General features: G+C 71.2%; 17 protein-coding genes and 1 pseudogene. 7 read left to right on the forward strand and 11 right to left on the reverse strand.

Translation table 11 applies throughout. The features are described 5' to 3' along the window. Nucleotides 1-47 precede the first annotated feature (47 nt). Nucleotides 48-1,322: a streptophobe family protein gene (locus ACFVYS_RS26240; RefSeq protein ID WP_389505765.1), complete on the reverse strand. Its 1,275-nt coding sequence runs from the start codon at nt 1,320-1,322 to the stop codon at nt 48-50. Between the two features lie 286 nt (nt 1,323-1,608). Here ACFVYS_RS26240 and ACFVYS_RS26245 point away from each other — a divergent pair. Together ACFVYS_RS26245 and ACFVYS_RS26250 are read left to right on the forward strand one after the other, a co-directional pair. Continuing rightward, a pseudogene (locus ACFVYS_RS26245) lies at nt 1,609-2,889 on the forward strand (DUF6777 domain-containing protein); the annotation flags it as partial. A 352-nt stretch (nt 2,890-3,241) separates the two neighbouring features. Further along, nucleotides 3,242-3,694: an ATP-binding protein gene (locus ACFVYS_RS26250; RefSeq protein WP_389505767.1), complete on the forward strand. Its 453-nt coding sequence runs from the start codon at nt 3,242-3,244 to the stop codon at nt 3,692-3,694. 34 nt (nt 3,695-3,728) lie between these two features. Here the strand turns inward: ACFVYS_RS26250 and ACFVYS_RS26255 are convergent, their stop codons facing one another. Then, the gene (locus ACFVYS_RS26255; RefSeq protein WP_389505769.1) at nt 3,729-4,619 is read right to left on the reverse strand and encodes a SigB/SigF/SigG family RNA polymerase sigma factor; all 891 of its coding nucleotides are present in this window, start codon (nt 4,617-4,619) and stop codon (nt 3,729-3,731) included. A gap of 224 nt (nt 4,620-4,843) precedes the next feature. On the opposite strand from ACFVYS_RS26255, the gene ACFVYS_RS26260 reads away from it, so the two are divergent. After that, the gene (locus ACFVYS_RS26260) at nt 4,844-5,278 is read left to right on the forward strand and encodes a helix-turn-helix domain-containing protein (RefSeq protein ID WP_389505771.1); all 435 of its coding nucleotides are present in this window, start codon (nt 4,844-4,846) and stop codon (nt 5,276-5,278) included. Between the two features lie 21 nt (nt 5,279-5,299). Here the strand turns inward: ACFVYS_RS26260 and ACFVYS_RS26265 are convergent, their stop codons facing one another. Both ACFVYS_RS26265 and ACFVYS_RS26270 read right to left on the reverse strand, forming a co-directional pair. After that, on the reverse strand, nt 5,300-5,902 hold the full coding sequence (locus ACFVYS_RS26265) for an ATP-dependent Clp protease proteolytic subunit (RefSeq protein WP_362272829.1): 603 nt from the start codon (nt 5,900-5,902) through the stop codon (nt 5,300-5,302). 2 nt (nt 5,903-5,904) lie between these two features. Beyond that, the gene (locus ACFVYS_RS26270) at nt 5,905-6,543 is read right to left on the reverse strand and encodes an ATP-dependent Clp protease proteolytic subunit (protein WP_389505773.1); all 639 of its coding nucleotides are present in this window, start codon (nt 6,541-6,543) and stop codon (nt 5,905-5,907) included. Nucleotides 6,544-6,900: 357 nt separating this feature from the next. On the opposite strand from ACFVYS_RS26270, the gene ACFVYS_RS26275 reads away from it, so the two are divergent. Next, nucleotides 6,901-7,383 carry a VOC family protein gene (locus ACFVYS_RS26275; protein ID WP_389505775.1) on the forward strand — a complete coding sequence of 161 codons (483 nt, stop codon included), beginning with the start codon at nt 6,901-6,903 and terminating at the stop codon, nt 7,381-7,383. Here the strand turns inward: ACFVYS_RS26275 and ACFVYS_RS26280 are convergent. Genes ACFVYS_RS26280 through ACFVYS_RS26295 form a run of 4 tightly spaced genes read right to left on the reverse strand, consistent with a single transcriptional unit; the run spans nt 7,368 to nt 11,785 of the window. Then, the gene (locus ACFVYS_RS26280; protein WP_389505777.1) at nt 7,368-8,300 is read right to left on the reverse strand and encodes an aminoglycoside phosphotransferase family protein; all 933 of its coding nucleotides are present in this window, start codon (nt 8,298-8,300) and stop codon (nt 7,368-7,370) included. The genes ACFVYS_RS26275 and ACFVYS_RS26280 overlap by 16 nt on opposite strands. Nucleotides 8,301-8,344: 44 nt before the next feature. Next, nucleotides 8,345-9,223 carry a geranyl diphosphate 2-C-methyltransferase gene (locus ACFVYS_RS26285; RefSeq protein WP_389505779.1) on the reverse strand — a complete coding sequence of 293 codons (879 nt, stop codon included), beginning with the start codon at nt 9,221-9,223 and terminating at the stop codon, nt 8,345-8,347. Between the two features lie 50 nt (nt 9,224-9,273). Continuing rightward, the gene (locus ACFVYS_RS26290) at nt 9,274-10,326 is read right to left on the reverse strand and encodes a family 2 encapsulin nanocompartment cargo protein terpene cyclase (RefSeq protein ID WP_389505781.1); all 1,053 of its coding nucleotides are present in this window, start codon (nt 10,324-10,326) and stop codon (nt 9,274-9,276) included. A 16-nt stretch (nt 10,327-10,342) separates the two neighbouring features. Next, nucleotides 10,343-11,785, reverse strand: coding sequence for a family 2B encapsulin nanocompartment shell protein (locus ACFVYS_RS26295; RefSeq protein ID WP_389505783.1), 1,443 nt, complete (start codon nt 11,783-11,785; stop codon nt 10,343-10,345). Between the two features lie 316 nt (nt 11,786-12,101). On the opposite strand from ACFVYS_RS26295, the gene ACFVYS_RS26300 reads away from it, so the two are divergent. Together ACFVYS_RS26300 and ACFVYS_RS26305 are read left to right on the forward strand one after the other, a co-directional pair. After that, nucleotides 12,102-12,902 (forward strand): VOC family protein, encoded by an 801-nt coding sequence (locus ACFVYS_RS26300; RefSeq protein WP_389505785.1) that lies wholly within the window; start codon nt 12,102-12,104, stop codon nt 12,900-12,902. Nucleotides 12,903-12,933: 31 nt separating this feature from the next. Then, nucleotides 12,934-13,650 (forward strand): ribonuclease H, encoded by a 717-nt coding sequence (locus ACFVYS_RS26305; RefSeq protein ID WP_389505787.1) that lies wholly within the window; start codon nt 12,934-12,936, stop codon nt 13,648-13,650. Between the two features lie 12 nt (nt 13,651-13,662). On the opposite strand, the gene ACFVYS_RS26310 is transcribed toward ACFVYS_RS26305, so the two are convergent. The 3 genes from ACFVYS_RS26310 to ACFVYS_RS26320 form a co-directional block, all read right to left on the reverse strand. Beyond that, a complete protein-coding gene (locus ACFVYS_RS26310; RefSeq protein WP_389505789.1) occupies nt 13,663-14,115 on the reverse strand; it encodes an SRPBCC family protein in 453 nt (150 codons plus the stop codon). Between the two features lie 92 nt (nt 14,116-14,207). Beyond that, nucleotides 14,208-15,032, reverse strand: a complete 825-nt coding sequence (locus tag ACFVYS_RS26315) for a tyrosinase family protein (protein WP_389505790.1) — start codon at nt 15,030-15,032, stop codon at nt 14,208-14,210. Nucleotides 15,033-15,075: 43 nt separating this feature from the next. Beyond that, on the reverse strand, nt 15,076-15,444 hold the full coding sequence (locus ACFVYS_RS26320; RefSeq protein WP_389505792.1) for a tyrosinase cofactor: 369 nt from the start codon (nt 15,442-15,444) through the stop codon (nt 15,076-15,078). A 350-nt stretch (nt 15,445-15,794) separates the two neighbouring features. Between ACFVYS_RS26320 and ACFVYS_RS26325 the strand changes: the two genes are divergently transcribed. Beyond that, a complete protein-coding gene (locus ACFVYS_RS26325) occupies nt 15,795-17,012 on the forward strand; it encodes an FAD-dependent monooxygenase (RefSeq protein ID WP_389505793.1) in 1,218 nt (405 codons plus the stop codon). The last annotated feature ends 20 nt before the right edge of the window (nt 17,013-17,032 follow it).

The following is a 17,032-nucleotide window of genomic DNA, read 5'->3' on the forward strand; positions in this document are numbered from 1 at the left end:
CGAGCGAGGCGAAGGACCTCTCACCGCTCGCGCCGGTCTCACCGCTGTCACGGGGGGCCCGGCCCCGGCCCGCCCCGGCGGCGCCTCGCCCCCGCCAGCAGGCCGCCCAGGAAACCGGCGACGAGCCCCCACAGCGCGGCGAGACCCAGCGCCGACCACACCTCGGGGCGCAGGAACAGCTCCCCGGACAGATCGCCGCCCAGGTCACCGATGCCGAGCACGGACAGGCCGTAGTGCGCCGAGATCCGGCCGACCAGACAGATCATCAGCACCGTGAGCACCAGGGCCACCGCCATACGCACGGCATGCCGCCAGGCCCGTGTCCCGGCGGGGGAGTGGGCCGCCATCACGAACGCGGCCAGCAGCAGCAGGGCCGCGTCCACGGCGAGGAGCCACCACACGCGGCTGTCGTGCTCGGCGAGGGTGCCGAGGTTCAGCCGGGCGTCGTCCGGGCTGCGCAGCACCTCGTCCAGCACCTGCGGCATCGGCAGCCCGAACGGACCCTCGACCCGGCCGTTCCAGGTGGCGCCCAGCCCGATCGTGAACGCGAGCCACACCAGGTTGGGCAGGCCGAGCAGGATCACGGCGAAGGTCTCGGCGACGTGCCCGCGGGTCGCCGCGACGACGAGCGCGACGGCGAGGCCCAGGACGACACAGCAGAGCAGCAGCAGGACCATCGCGTACGCGGCCGGCCGCACCGATCGGTGCAGACGCAGCAGCCCGGGCGGCAACGGGGCGCCGGGCGAGACCAGCAGCGCCAGCACCAGCACCCCGGCCAGCCACACCAGCCCGACGACAAGGGTGAGGGGGACGTCCGTCGTGAAGCCGACCTCGGGGCTGATGTCGAACAGTTCGCCGAGGTCGCTCAGCGTGTCGTCGCCCAGGGAGACCTTGAAGGTCTGCCGGGCGGCCAGGGCCAGACCGAGGAGGCCGAGCAGCCACAGCACGGCGATCCGGGCCGCCCACCCGGCCAGTTCCGCGGCGCCCGCCACCGCCCGGTGCCGCAGCGGCCGCAGGAATCCGGAGCCCACCACGAGCGCCCCGACGAGGGTGACGGACAGCGGGATCACCGTCAGACCGGCCTGGGTGTCGGCGAGCCCACCGGCGTTCCCGGAGAGCTCGACCGTGCCGCCGACGCTCGTCACCACGGTCGCCGCGATCACCCGCGGGAAGGCGCCCTGCGGCAGATCCGCGGCACCGGCCGCCCACAGACCGAGGGCGGCCACCACCCCCATGGTGAGCAGTCCGGCCAGTGCGACGACGATCGCCGGTCCCCAGCCGTGGCGGGAGACTGCCTGGTCGTACGGGGTGTGCGCGGTCACCCTGCCACGCTAAGCAGCGCCGGGAGAGCGCGCCTGCCGGGAGGGCCGTCCGCGCCCCGCTTGCGAGCCGCGCCCGACCGGCGCACACAATGGTGCGTTGTGGAAGAAAGCGGCGCATGTCTGACAGCTCGCCCCCGGCGAGACCTGCCGAGACCTTAGGAGGCCCTCCGAGGCTCTCCGAGGCCTTCCGAGACCCGCCGAGTCCTGTCGGGTCTTCTCGGGTCTACCGGGGTCTTCTCGGGGTCAGCTGTCGAAGCGCCGGGGGAAACCCACGTGGGGAGTGCTCGTGAGCGCAGAACCGCCCTCTACCGGCCGCCCCACGGGACCGCCCTCCGGCCCGTTGTCGGGGCCGCCCTCCCAGCCCCCGTCGGGCCCGCCTTCGGGGCCCCCCTCCCAACCTCCCGCGGGGCCGCCCTCCCAGCCGTCCGACGCGGGCTCCCCGGGGGACGGTGACGGGGAACCGCGCCGGAGCCGGTGGAAGTCCGCGCCCCGGATCGCGCTGATCACCACGGCGGTGGTGGCCGTGACGGCGCTCGCCCTGGTGCTCGCCCTGGTGAACGGCGGCGGCTCCGGATCCGGCGGCGGCGGCTCCGGCCAGGTCGGCGAGGTCTTCATGCAGCCGGCCGGCAAGACGGGCCCGGAGCCCTACACCGAGCCGCCCGTCACCGACAGTTCCTTCCCGCCGGCCTCCGTCGCCCCGTCGGGCTCCTCGCCGTCCTCGGACACCGTCTCCGGGGTCGACGGCGGGGACGCGGGACTATACGGCGGCACCCGCAACGTCTCCAGCTGTGACGTGGAGCGGCAGATCAAGGCGCTCCAGGCGGATCCCGCCAAGAACCGGGCCTTCGCCTCCGTGGCCGGCGTCGCCCCCTCCAGGGTCCCGGCCCATCTGCGCTCCCTGACCTCCGTGCAGCTCCGCCTGGACACCCGCGTCACCAACCACGGATACCGCGACGGCGCCGCCACCACCTACCAGGCCGTCCTGCAGGCCGGTACGGCCGTCCTGGTCGACCGGCACGGCGTGCCGCGGGTGCGCTGCGCCTGTGGCAACCCGTTGACCCCGCCACTCGCCCAGCGGGCCGGCTACAAGCGGACCGGCGACCCGTGGCCGTCGTACAGTCCCGCGACCACGGTCGTGGTCAAGCCCTCCGTGACCGTGGTCGACGTGTTCGTGCTCTACGACCCCCGACACGACCACCACTGGTTCGCCCGCCGGCCGGGCGACAAGCCGCACCAGGACCGGCCGACCCGGCCGCCGGCGAGGCTCACGCCGTCCATCACGGTGAGCACGCCGAGCGCGCCGGCGAGCGACGGCCCGCGGACGTCCGCGCCGTGCGTCTCGCGGCCTGCCGACCAGCCGCCGGGCTGTCCGCTGCCGCCGTCCTCCGGATCGTCCACGTCCTCGGAGTCGCCGTCGTCGGGAACCCCGTCGGAGGAACCCCGGTCGGAGGAACCCCGGTCGAAGGAACCCCGGTCGAAGGAACCGCCGTCGGAGCAACCGCCGTCGTCGAGCTCCGAGTCGAGGAGGTTCGCGGCCCCCTCCTCGGAGTCCCCGTCCTCCGAGCCCCCGTCCTCCGGGTCCCGCTCCTCCCAGCACCTGGTGCCCGATTCGCCGGGCTCCACGTCACAGTCGAGCTCACCGTCCGAACCCACGAGCGAGTCCGGCAGCTCCTCCTCGGCTCGGCGGGTTTCGCCGACGGGCGACAGCACGAGCCAGTCGCCGCCGGCCTCGGCGGTTTCCTCCCGCGCGAGTTCCGCGGCCCCCGGCGCACCGGCCGAATCATCAGCCGTGTGAGGTATCTGTGGCCGTCCCGCGTACAGGTGGAAAACTCACGTGGACTGTGTGGCGCAACTCGGGGTACGAGCACAGATGCACACCCAGCGGCGTCCGGCCATTCCGGCCTTCGAGAGAGAAACGCATGATCGAGTACCTGGACGGGGCAGTGATACCTACCGGTTTCGACGTACCCGTGGAACCGCTGCGGCGGGCGGCGCACTACACCGGTGAGCCCGGCTGCATAGCCGAGGCCCGCGCCTTCGCCGCGCACTTCGTCGACCAGCTCAGGACGGAGTGGTGCGCCACGATCGGCGACCGGGCGAGCGGTGAGGTGTTGCTGGTGGTCAGCGAACTGGTCACCAACGCCGACCGGCACAGCAACGGGCCGTACATCCTGGAGCTGGAAGGCACGGAGTCCTCGGTCACGGTCTGCGTCTACGACAGCAGCGACGCACTGCCCCTGCGGTTCCCCAAGGACCCCGAGCGCATCGGCCGGCACGGTCTGGAGATCGTCCACGCGGTGGCGGCGGCGGTCACCGCGGAGCGCGTGCCGGTCGGCAAGCGGGTCCGGGCCTTGCTCACCTTCGAACCCTAGGCCCGCGGGGCACGCGCCCCGCGGGCCGGCGCGATCAGGCGTAGTCCAGCTCGCCCAGCATCCCGTGGCGCAGTCGCATGATGATCCGCTTGATCAGGCGGGACACATGCATCTGCGAGCAGCCGAGCCGCTCGCCGATCTCCGCCTGGGTGGCCTCCTCCACGAACCGCATGTGGAGGATCTGCCGGTCGCGCTCGCTGAGCTCGGCCATCAGCGGGGCGAGCGAGTGGAAGTCCTCGACCAGCCGGAGACCCTCCTCTTCCACGCCGATGAAGTCCGCGAGGACCGCCTCGCCGTGCTCCGGGCCGTCCCCGGTGAGCGCCGCGTCGAGGGAGGAGGAGTTGTAGCCGTTGGCGGCGATCTGCGCCTCGACGACCTGGCTCTCCGCCAGGTTCATCAGGGTTGCCAGCTCGGGCACGGTCGGGTCCCGGTCCAGACGGCTGGAGAGCTCGTCGCGTGCCTTGGCCAGCTCGACGCGCAGCTCCTGGAGCCGCCGCGGCACGTGCACCGCCCACGTCGTGTCCCGGAAGAAGCGCTTGATCTCACCGACGATGTACGGCAGCGCGAACGAGGTGAACTCCACCTCGCGCGAGACCTCGAACCGGTCGATGGCCTTGATCAGGCCGATCATCCCGGTCTGGACGATGTCCTCCATGTCGTCCCCGCGGCCGCGGAACCGGCCGGCCGCGAACCGCACCAGGGACATGTTCATCTCGATGAGGGTGTTGCGCGCGTACTGGTACTCGTGGGTCCCCTCCTCGAGGACGGCCAGCCGCTGGAAGAACTGACGGGACAGCTCCCGTGCGTCCCGCGGAGCCACGCTCCGGGGCGCCGCGATGCCCGGGAGCGGCGCGCCTGCCGTGCTGATGGCTACGGCGGTGTCCTCGACGGCCTTGGCCTCTGACCGGATCACGGCGGTCTCCATTGCCTCTCCCAGGAAGGTCACGGTTCGGCGTCTGCTGTACTCGGTCCGTGAGCGAGCACCGACGGGCAGACCCCCTCTGGGGGCGACTACCCCGTCCGAGGAGACCCATGCACACGGGTGCGCGCGGGTTTCGCGCCCTCGCGACGCAGAGCGTTTCGTCCGATTCCACCGAGGGCGCAACCCCCGGCCCTTCCGCGGTCGGCCCGCTTTCCTAGGCTGGGGAGGTGAGCAACCAAGCGCCCAACCGAGCCCGCGTGATCCCGCTGCGCCCGCCTGCCGAGCGCCCGGGCATCGCAGCCACCGCCTCTCCCACCGCTCCCGCACCCGTTCCCCGGCCCGCGCCGCGCGAGCCCTTGTGGCGCGACCTGGTCGGGGACGTCCTGCGCCGTGAACGCCAGGCCCAGGAACGCACGCTCAAGGACGTCGCCGACTCGGCCCGTATCTCCATGCCCTATCTCTCGGAGGTGGAGCGAGGCCGCAAGGAAGCCTCCTCGGAGGTCCTCGCGGCCGCCGCCCACGCCCTCGACCTGAGCCTGGGCGACCTGCTGGCGCGGGCCCAGGGCGAGCTGATCCGGCTCAGCAGCCGGTCCTCCGCCCGGCATTCCGCCCGGGGCCGTACGGCCGCCTCGTCGTACGACGGGCTCTGCCTGGCCGCCTGACGAGCCGCGCGGGCCGGCGTCTCATACCCTCACGGGACGCCGGCTCAGCACCTCGTCGGCCAGCCCGTACGCCACCGCCTCCTGCGCCGTGAACACCTTGTCGCGGTCCATGTCCGTGCGCAGGGTGGCGATGTCGTGGCGGGTGTGCCGGGCCAGCACCTCCTCCACCTGGGCGCGGATGCGGACCATCTCCTTGGCCTGGAGCGTCAGGTCCGAGACCGTGCCCTGGCGGCCGCCGCTGGCCGGCTGCCCGAGCAGCACGCGCGCGTGCTCCAGCACGAGCCGCCGGCCGGGATCCCCGCCCGCCAGCAGCACGGCCGCCGTGGACGCCGCCTGTCCGACGCAGAGGGTCGAGATCGGCGCCTGGACGAACGTCATCGTGTCGTAGATCGCCATCAGCGAGGTGAACGAGCCACCGGGGGAGTTGAGGTAGATCGAGATCTCGCTCTCCGGTGACGCCGCCTCCAGATGGAGGAGCTGGGCGATGACGACGTTGGCCACGCCGTCGTCGATCTCGGTGCCGATGAAGATGATCCGCTCGGACAGCAGCCGGCTGAACACGTCGTACGACCGCTCACCCTGCGGGGTCCGCTCGACGACGTTCGGAATCGTGTAGGTCCCCATGGTCACATCCCCACCCGTCGCTTCTGCGCGGCCGGGCGGACGTCCGCGAGGGACTCCACGACCCGGTCCACGATGCCGTACTCCCTGGCCTCCTCGGCCGTGAACCAGCGGTCGCGGTCACCGTCGCGCGAGATGGTCTCGGCCGACTGGCCGGTGTGCTCGGCGGTGATCCGCTCGATGGTGCGCTTGGTGTGCTCCAGGTTCTCCGCCTGGATCTCGATGTCCGCCGTGGTCCCGCCGATCCCGGCCGAGGGCTGGTGCATCATGACCCGCGCGTTCGGCAGCGCGTACCGCTTGCCGGACGCGCCGACACTGAGCAGGAACTGGCCCATGCTGGCCGCGAAGCCCATGGCGAGCGTCGAGACGTCGTTGGGGATCAGCCGCATCGTGTCGTAGATGGCGAGCCCCGCGTGCACCGACCCGCCGGGGCTGTTGATGTAGAGGGCGATGTCGGTGCGCGGGTCCTCCGCCGACAGGATCAGCAGCTGCGCGCAGACCCGGTTCGCGGAGACCTCGTCGACCTGGGTGCCGAGCAACACGATGCGCTGGTTCAGCAGTTGGGCGGCCAGCTGGTCGTCGAAGCGGGAGGGCGCGGTGTCGCCCTCCTCGGCACGGGGAGCGAGCGTGGTGAGTGGAGTCATCGGTTCTCCTCGTCGTGGCGTGACTGCCGTCGACTCCACTGTTGACCCCGGGCGGTGCCCGCACGCGGTTTCTCTGCCCGCGGCAGATTCGCCACGGGCAGATCACCCCTCGGTCCGCTCGCGCGGTCGGCCCTTCTCGCGCGCAACTGCCGGAAGAACGCCCGTACGTCGCCCACGAGCAGGTCGGGCTTCTCCGGCGCCGCGCAACGGCCGCCCCGCTCGAGCTCCGTCCGGCGCGCGGGATGCCCATGGCGCGGGCCGTACCGGCCATCCGGATTACCTCACGGCCCGAGCGATGACTTCCGGGGCGAACGGCAGTCGACACTGATGACCGCGTTCCACGCCCAGGAGGTACTGATGCCCACCGACGGATTCACCACGTGTCTCTGGTTCGACGGCAAGGCCGAGGAAGCCGCCCACCACTACGTCTCCATCTTCAAGAACTCCGCCATCGGCGACATCGGCCGCTACAACGAGGCCGGTCCCGGCCCGGCCGGTTCCGTGCTGGCCGTGGAGTTCACCGCCAACGGGCAGAAGTTCGTCGGCATCAACGGCGGCCCGCAGTTCACGTTCAGCGAGGCGATCTCCTTCCAGATCCACTGCGCGGACCAGGCGGAGGTCGACCACTACTGGGCCAGGCTCACCGAGAACGGCGGCGAGCCCGGCCCGTGCGGCTGGCTCAAGGACAAGTACGGCCTGTCCTGGCAGGTCATCCCCGACGGACTGATCGAGATGATCAGCGACCCCGACCCCGAGAAGGCCACCCGCACCACCAAGGCCATGTACGCCATGGGCAAGCTCGACATCGCCGCCCTGAGGAAGGCCTACGACGGCGAGTAGGGACCGGCCTGCGAGGACGCGTCGGCGGCCCGGGCCTCGGCCAGGATCTCCCTGATCACATGCCGGGAGTTCTCCGCCAGCGGCGGATTGGTCTCCCAGTAGTACGGCAGCTGGATCAGCGAGATCGACAGCGCCCAGCCCCGGCCGCGCGCCCACTCGGCGTCGTCCGCGCCCACCGCCTCCCGGAAGGCGGCGCGGGCCGAGGCGGGGAGCAGGTTCCAGGCGACGATCAGGTCCACGGCCGGGTCGCCCACCCCGACACAGCCGAAGTCGATCACCGCGGTCAGCCGCCCGTCCTGCACCAGCACGTTCCCGGGCATCAGATCCCCGTGCGCCCAGGCGGGCGGTTGCGTGTGCCCCGGCGCCCGCAGCGCCTCCTCCCACAGGGCGGTGACCGAGGTGGTGTCGATCCGCCCCGTGAGCCGGGCGAGGGCGTCGCGGGTGGGGGTGTCCCGTTCGGCGAGCGGGACACCCCGGTGGTTCGGCGGCCCGCCCCGCGTCTCGATCCCGCGCAGGGCGGTGACGAACGCCGCCAGGTCCGCCGCCAGCGCCCGGGGTTTCTGCACGGCGCCGGCGACCGGATTGGCGCCGTCCAGCCAGCGGTAGACCGACCAGGGCCAGGCGAACCCCTCACCGGGCCCGCCCAGTTCCAGCGGCACGGGCGCGGCCACGGGCAGCCTCGGCCCCAGCCGCGCCAGCCAGCGCTGTTCGTGCGCCACGCTCTCGACGGCGCGGGGGTGCCGGGGCAGCCGCACCACCTTGTCGGCACCCAGCCGGAACATCGCGTTCTCGGTCCCGGAGGAGTCCAGCCGCCGCACGGGCAGCCCGGCCCACCGCGGGAACTGGCCGGCGACGAGCCGGCTCACCAGCGGGGCGTCGAGGTCGATCTCGTCCGTATGCATCCTCACCGCGCACATGCGCCTCATTGCACGGGACCGACCTCGCCGCTGTCCAACGGAATTCAGACCCGGTCGGCCGCGATCAGCAGGTACTGGAAGCTGCCGTTGCGGTAGGCCGTCAGGAACGTCTCCTCGATGCCGGTCACCAGGTGGTCGGCCTGACTGCGCAGCTCCCAGTAGGGGATGGCCGCCTCGGTGAGGTCCTCCACATGGACCGGCACCAGCCGGTTGCGGGCCATCGCCCGGAAGTACGCCGAGCGCGGATGGATGTCGCAGATGTAATGGGCGTTGATGAGCGACACCTCGCGCGAGGCCTGTCCGTAGGCGTCGTTGTAGCAGCCCGTGATGACGACATAGCGTCCGCCGCGGCGCAGCAGCCGGGCGTGCTCGGCGAACAGCAGGTCCAGCTCGACGTACATCGTCGACTCGTTGTTCCACGAGGCCGCGTAGGCGCCGGTCTCCAGGCCGGTGTCGAGCATGTTGCGGTGGTGGTAGCGCACCTGGTCGTCAATGCCCCGCTTGCGGGCCTGCTCGTTGGCGAACTCGGCCTGTTTGGCGGAGATGGTGACGCCGTCCGCGTGGCAGCCGTAGCGCAGATGGGCGGTGACGCTGCCACCGCCGCGTCCGCAGCCGGCGTCGAAGACACGGTCGGCGGGAGTGAGCCGGCCGAGGCGTGCGGCCAGCAGTTCGGCCTGGGCGTGCTCCAGCCGGTGCAGTTCGGCGGTGACGCGTTCCCGGCGCAGATCCGCGTCGGGTTCGTCGAGCACGGTCCAGTCCGCCTCGCCGACGCCGTAGTGATGATGGTAGAGATCGTCGATTCTGCCGAGTTCGAGGTTGACCGGGTTCTCCTCGGCGTTCCAGTAGTCCGCGACGCGGTTCTGGTACGTGGACTGGGTGGGCACCGGGACGGTCTTGGTGCCGGCGTCGTGGGCTGTGGTCAACGGTGGCTCCTCATGGTGCTGTGCATGACGGCATGTCAGGAAGGGGGCAGTCACCAGTAGTCGGGCAGGTGGTAGCGGTGGGTGTTGGTGGCGTGCCACTCGTGGTTGCCGGCCACCCAGTCCGACAGACCCTGGAGATAGCGCTCGACGAGCGGCGAGGTGGCGGCGAGCAGGACGGACTCCTCCTCGAACGCCTCCATGATCTGGTTGTGGATCTCGACCGACTTCAGATAGGCGGCCTTGAGACCACGGCGGTCGTTGGCGGCCACGACCTGCGGCAGGTTGAGGTGGGTGGGATCGGACGCCAGCTCCTTGGTGAAGGAGTACAGGTCGTTGACGATCGTGGTGGCGTTGCAGGCCAGCGCGGTGACCCGCTGGATCTCCGGGCGGGCGTAGAGCTGCTCGGGCAGTTCGTAGCCGTCCACCGCGTCGACGATCGACAGACACGGCCGGAAGTTGTTGAACTGCCGCATCGCCAGGTACTCCCAGGTCCGTGGCACGTACCGGGTCTCGCCCCAGGCCGCCTCGCCGAGGTAGCCCAGGTGCAGCCGCGCGATGTCGTGCACGAACCGGTCGGTCTGGCTGGGGGTGGCCAGGGCCGCGTAGTCCTTCAGCGCCCAGTGGTACGAGCGCAGCGGACCGTCGGCCTGCACCCCGCGCGCCCACTCCTCCTGGAGGTCGGGCGGGCCGTGGTAGGGGTCGAGCGCCGACTGGGCGATGATCAGCCGGCCGCCCAGTCCGCTGCGCGAGCCGCCCTTGTCCTCGTCCTCCTCGCAGTAGCAGTTGTCGACGATGTTCTCGGCCAGCAGCAGCTTGCCGGCCACGGTGAGGCGCTCCAGGTCGAGCGCGCGCGGATGCTGGAGCACCACGGCGCGGCCGAACTGGAAGCCCGCGAAGTCCCCGTTCCACGCCACCGGAAACAGGTCCAGGCCCCGGGCCCACTCCTCCAGTCTGCGGTCGATCTCCGCGGCCTTCTCCGGGTCGGCGGGCTCCACCTCCCGGTACCGCAGACCGGGGACCGCCCCGCCGCGCCGGGCCCGCATGCTGCGGGCGAGGTTCGGCGGGCCGGGCAGCGCACTCCCGGTGCTCGTGGGTGTGCTCATCGCGAACTCCCCGCCGTCACTCGGCCGTCCGGCCGACCTGGACGTTCTCCAGGACCCCGGCGGCGTCCGGCACCAGGACGGCCATCGAGTAGTAGGCCGTCACCAGGTAGCGGATGATCGAGTTGGCGTCGATCCCCATGAACCGTACGTTCAGGCCGGGTTGGAACTCCTCCGGGAGGCCCGTCTGGTACAGGCCGACGACTCCCTGGTCGGCCTCGCCGGTGCGCAGCGCGATGATGCTGCTGGTGTGCTGCGGGCTGATCGGGATCTTGTTGCAGGGGAAGATCGGCACCCCGCGCCAGGCCGGGATCTCGTGTCCTTCGACGGTGGCCGTGCCGGGCACCAGACCGCGCCGGTTGCACTGCCGGAAGAACGCCGAGATCGCCTTGGGATGGGCGAGGAACAGCTTGGTCTTGCGCCGCATCGACAGCAGGTCGTCCATGTCGTCCGGGGTCGGCGGTCCGGCGAACGTGCTGACACGCTGGGAGTGGTCGGCGTTGTGCAGCAGACCGAAGTCCCGGTTGTTCACCAGCTCCCACTCCTGCCGCTCGCGGATCTCCTCCACGGTCAGGCGCAGCTGCTGCTCGGTCTGGTTCATCGGGTTGTTGTAGAGGTCGGCGACCCGGGTGTGGACCTTCAGCACGGTCTGGGTCAGCGACAACTCGTACTCGCGGGGCGAGAGTTCGTAGTCGACGAAGCCCGCCGACAGGGTCGGCTCCCCGGTGTGGCCGGCCTGCACCGGCACTTCGGCCTCGCCCTTGCGGTTCATCGGCAGCTGCTGCCGGGCGGCGTAGGCCTCCAGATGGGCGGCGAGGGACGGCACCCGTCCGACGAACTCCCGCAGGTCTTCCCAGGGCAGGGCCAGCAGCACGCCCGAGGTCTCGGCGCGCACCGAGCTCAGCCACAGCGGGTCGTCCTGCCCGAGGGCCTCGTCGCCGAGCTGGTCGCCGCCGGAGACGACCCCGACGATCTCCTCCTCGCCGTACTTGCCGGCGGTGAAGCGGGTGAACCTGCCGTGCACCACGAGATACGTCTCGGTGACCGGCTGGCCGGCCTCGAAGACGACCTGACCGGCCCGGACCTCCCGCGTCTGGAAGCGGGAGGAGAGCTCCGCTAGGGTTCCGTTGTCGGAGTAGCCGCGCAGCACGGGCAGCTCGGTGAGGGTCTGCGGGATGACCCGTACGTCGTTCCCGCCGTTCTGCTCGAACTGCACCCGGCCCCGGCCGACGCGCAGCTGGAGACGCCGGTTGACTCGGTAGGTGCCGCCCTTGACGTCCACCCAGGGCAGCATCCGCAGCAGCCAGCGCGAGCTGATGCCCTGCATCTGCGGTTCGGACTTGTGGGTCGTGGCGAGCTGGCGGGCCGCCTGGGTGCTGAGACTGGTGAGCTGCGCTTCGGGGGTGGGTTCGGGGGCGGGTTCGTCCAGGGCTGGACCGGTGGCGCTGTCCGGTGTGGACACATTCCCTCCAGGAAGGTGCGCGGAGACGGGCGGACCGTTCGGCAGGCTCGGTACGGAAGATCCGCTTGCATCAGCCAAACACCCTGAGTGACGGACGGGTACGGCGTGAAGGGGGCGGTTTCATGGCCCGGAGGGTGCAAACCTGCCTGATGGGGTGGAAGGCGCCTGGAGTGCGCAACCGCTTCCCCCGTGTGCTCCCGCGCGCCGGAGCGCTCAGGGGTCACATCACTGTTACCCGTGTGTCCGGCGCGCGAGCGGACGGCCGGATGGCTAGCGTGAGGAACCGGACAACCCGTCTCACCGGAAGGCTGCGGTCATGGTCGTACGTCCAGAGGGCATCCCTTGTTGGGCCGACGCGATGTTCAGTGACGTGGAGGGCGCCAAGACCTTCTACGGCGAGGTCCTCGGCTGGACCTTCGGCGACGCGTCGTCGGAGTACGGCAACTACACGCAGGCCTACGCGAACGGCAAGGCGGTCGCCGCCGTCGTCCCGCCGATGCCCGGCCAGGAGGGCCAGTCGCAGTGGTGCCTGTACTTCGCCTCCCCGGACGCCGCGGTCACCGCGGGCAAGATCCGTGAGAACGGCGGCGAGGTGCTGATGGACCCGATGCGGGTCGGTGACTTCGGCACGATGTGCCTGGGCCGCGAGCCCGGAGGCGCCGTGTTCGGCGTCTGGCAGGCGGGCGTCCACGAGGGCTTCGAGGCGCCGCCCGAGCAGCCCGGCGCGTACTGCTGGGCCGAGGTCTTCACCCGCGAACCCGAGAAGACGGACGCGTTCCTCCCGGCCGTGTTCCCGTACACGGCGAAGCAGCTCCAGGACGACGCGGTCGACTTCCGGCTGTTCGAGGTCGACGGCGACATGGTCCTCGGCCGCATGAAGATGACGGACGAGTTCCCGCCCGAGGTGCCGTCCTACGTCAACGTGTACTTCACGGTCGACAACTGCGACGACGCCGTGGCCAGGGCCACCAAGGCCGGCGGAGTCCTGCGCTTCGGCCCGATGGACACCCCGTTCGGACGGTTCGCGGCGATCAGCGACCCGCAGGGCGCGAGTTTCTCCGTGATCGACGTCACCACCACCGCGGGCGACATGCCGCAGACCACGGAGGTGTCCTAGCCGCCCGGCCGGGCGCCGGCGCGGCCGTGGCATGATCGGGCGCATGCGTGAACGACTGGTGGCCGCGTGCGACGGCGCTTCGAAGGGGAATCCGGGACCTGCGGCCTGGGCGTGGGTGGTCGCGGACGATGCGGAGACGCCGGCCCGCTGGGAGGCGGGACCGCTCGGCCGGGCGACCAACAACATCGCCGAACTCACCGCGCTGGAACGCCTGCTGGCCTCGACCGACCCGGCGGTGCCGCTCGAGGTCCGGATGGACTCGCAGTACGCCATGAAGGCCGTCACCACCTGGCTGCCGGGCTGGAAGCGCAACGGCTGGAAGACGTCCGCCGGGAAGCCGGTGGCCAACCAGGAGCTCGTCGTCCGCATCGACGAACTGCTCGACGGCCGCTCGGTCGACTTCCGCTATGTGCCCGCCCACCAGGTCGACGGCGACCCGCTCAACGACTTCGCCGACCGCGCCGCCAGCCAGGCGGCCATCGTCCAGCAGCCGGCCGGCAGCGAGCAGGGCTCCCCGGAGCCGCCGGCCTCGCCGGACACCCCGAAGGGGAAGTCCGCGAAAACCGAACGCTCCGCCGGGGGCAAGTCCCCCCGACGGAGCGGTGGTTCGGCGTCCCGCACGCTCAAGGCCAAGTTCCCCGGCCGCTGTGTGTGCGGCCGCCCGTACGCGGCAGGCGAGCAGATCGCCAAGAACGCGCAGGGCTGGGGGCACCCGGAGTGCCGTACGGCGGACGCCGACGCGGGCTGAGCGGCGCGCCGGTCACAGCACGACGCCGCGCCAGCCTCCGGTCTCCAGACCGCGCTCCTCGATGAACTTCTTGAAGCGCTCCAGGTCACCCTTGGTCTGCCGCTTCACGAAGCCCAGCTTGTCGCCGACGGTCTCGGTGACGCCCTCCGGCTGGAACTCCATCTGGAGCATCACCTTGGTGTGGCTGTCGTCCAGCCGGTGGAAGGTCACCACTCCGGCCTGCCGGGCCTCGCCGGAGACCGTGGTCCAGGCGACCCGTTCGTCCGGGATCTGCTCGGTGATCTCCGCGTCGAACTCCCGGTGCACGCCGTTCACGCTGGTCACCCAGTGGGTGAGCGTGTCGGTGCGCTGCTCGATGCGGTCCACCCCGCTCATGAACGCCGGGAACGTCTCGAACTGCGTCCACTGGTCGTAGGCCGTGTGCACGGGCACGCCGACCTCGATGGATTCCTCGACCTGCGACACGATCGTCTCCTCCTTCGTCCTGGTGCTTCGTCTCGTCGCTGAGTGTCCGTCGCGGGTACCCGTGGCCCGCCGGGCAAACCGGTGGGTGACGGTCAGTCGGTGTCGAAGGTGTAGTGGGCGGTGTGATCGAGAAGGTCCGCCGGGGTGGTGTCGTTCCACGGCTTCATCGTCTCGTGGAGGTCGACGACGTCCGGCGTGCCGCCGCCGGGAAGGTACGCGGACCCGGGGTGCCGGCGCTGCCACCGGGCCCACAGCTTGTCGATGTAGGCGTGGTGCAGCCAGAACACCGGGTCGTTGGGGGAGACCCCGGTCGCCATCTGCCCGCCGACCCACACATGGACCCGGTTGTGCAGATTGACCCCGCGCCAGCCCTCCAGATGGTTGCGGAAGCCGTCGGAGCCGCTGTTCCAGGGGGCCATGTCGTAGGTCGCCATCGACAGCACCGACTCGACCTCGGCCCGGGTCGGCAGCTCGTCGACGCCCGATCCCAGCGCGCGCCGGAGGTAGGTGCGGCCGTCCACCCTGACGTTGACGGCCCAGTTGCCGGCCGAGGCGGCGAACGGACCGTCCATCACCCGGCCGTCCCGGCTGCGTCCGCTGCCGCCGAGGAAGTCCGGCGCCCACAGCGAGGAACGCGGTGAACGGTCGGTGGACCAGTCCCAGTACGGCAGGGCCACCGAGGCGTCCACCGACTGGAGTGCCCGCTCGAACTCCAGCAGGAATCTGCGGTGCCACGGCAGGAAGGAGGGGGAACGGTGGCCGGTGCGCTCGCCGTTGTCGGTGTCACCGACGATGAACCCGTTGTGCGTGGTGACGAAGGCGTCGTAACGGCCGCTGCGCTTGAGCTGGAGGACGGCGGCGACGAAGCGCCGCTTCTCGTCGGAGGTCAGGGACGCCTGGTTCTTGCGGACGGTCATGTGCGGTGCTCCAAGTGGGCGCGAAAGGGGGGCGGTCGGCCGGTCAGCCGGCGGGGAACGGGACGAGGCGCGCGCCCTGGAGCTCGTCGACCGCGGCGCGGGCGGCGGCCCGCGGGGTGGGCACCGGGTCGTAGTGGCTGACCACGCTGATCCAGGTCCCGTCGGCGTTGCGCATCACGTGCAGCTCGACCCCGTCGACGAACACGCCGTAGCCGCCGCCGTGGTGATGGCCGCCGCCGTCGGTGGGCCGGCCCTGTATTCGGCGCCCCTTGTAGACCTCGTCGAAGGAATCGGGGGAGCCGTGCGGGTCGTGGTGATGCTCGTCCGCCCGGGCGGTGGGGACGGCGACCAGCGCGGCACCGGTGACGGCGGCCGCCGCGGTGAGTGCGCGACGACGGCTGAGTTCCGGCATGCGGGACCTCCTGGGATGCGTTCGGTTGACGACCCCGTATGCCTATCGACCTGGGGGAGAAAGGGAGAAATCGCCCGAGAGGGGTTGGCTGTGATCAGGACAATCAATTACATGTCGTGCAATCTTGAACGAAGATGATCTTGTTGCGGACAGTGGATCAGACCGGGCGGAAGGGGCAATTCCTTTCCGTGAATGCACCGGTTCCGGTGATCTTTCGCGCGCCGACCCCTGCGCGGTGGTGTGGCCCACGTGGGGAAAGTGGCGTGATCGGGCAGGTGGGGCGTCCCGGCACGGGTGTCGAGCCCTGCTACCCTGCGTCGTCAATCAACCACGTCTGGTAACTCCTGGGAGTGTGCGTGAAGGTCGCCTGTGTCGGCGGCGGGCCCGCCGGCCTGTATCTGTCGATCCTGCTCAAGCGGCAGGATCCGTCCCACGACGTCACCGTCCACGAGCGCGACCCGGAGGGCTCGACCTACGGCTGGGGCGTCACCTACTGGCAGGCCCTCCTCGACCGACTCCGTGTCTGCGACCCCGAGTCGGCGAGCGCGATCGAGGCGGAGTCCGTCCGCTGGAACGAGGGCGTCGCCCACGTACGGGACCTGGCGACCCGTCAGCCGGGCGACGAGGGGCACGGCATCGGCCGGCACAAACTGCTGGAGATCCTCGCCGCCCGCGCCCGCGCCCTCGGCGTGCGGCTGGAGTACGAGAGCGGGATCACCGCCGAGAACCTGCCGGACGCCGATCTCGTCGTGGCCGGCGACGGCGTCCACAGCGCCCTGCGCACGCACCACGCCGGCGACTTCGGCGCCGAACTCACCCCGGGGCGCAACTCCTACATCTGGCTCGGCACCACCAAGGTGTTCGACTCCTTCACCTTCGCGTTCGTGGAGACCGAGCACGGCTGGATCTGGTGCTACGGCTACCCCTTCAGCTCCGAGCAGAGCACCTGCGTCATCGAGTGCGCCCCCGGGACACTGGCCGGACTCGGCCTCGACCGGGCGAGCGAGGGCGACGGACTGGCCCGGCTCGAGAAGCTCTTCGCGCACATCCTCGACGGGCGGCCCCTGATCGGCCGCGCCGCCGCCGACGGCAGCACCCAGTGGCTGACCTTCCGCACCCTCACCAACCGCCGCTGGTACCGCGGCAACCTGGTCCTCCTCGGCGACGCCGCCCACACCACCCACTACTCGATCGGCGCCGGCACCACCCTCGCCCTGGAGGACGCCATCGCCCTCGCCGACGCCCTGCGGGAGAGCGCGGACCTGCCGACGGCCCTCGCCCGCTACGAACAGGAGCGCAAGTCCGCCCTGCTGTCGCTGCAGAGCGCCGCCCGCTACAGCGCCCAGTGGTACGAGAACCTCACCCGCTACATCCACCTCCCCCCGGAGCAGATGTTCGCGCTGCTCGGCCAGCGCCACTCACCCCTGCTGCCCTATGTCCCGCCCCAGCTGTACTACCGGCTCGACCGGGCCGCCGGGCAGCTGGGGGCCCTGCGCCGGTTCAAGCGCTGGCTGGGGCCGAAGCTGGCGCGCGGCGCGCATGCCAGGGCGCTGACCTCGCGAAAGTAGCCGGGAGGCGGCCGCGGCGG

This window comes from Streptomyces sp. NPDC058295 (genome assembly GCF_042880655.1).
Classification (GTDB): domain Bacteria; phylum Actinomycetota; class Actinomycetes; order Streptomycetales; family Streptomycetaceae; genus Streptomyces; species Streptomyces coriariae.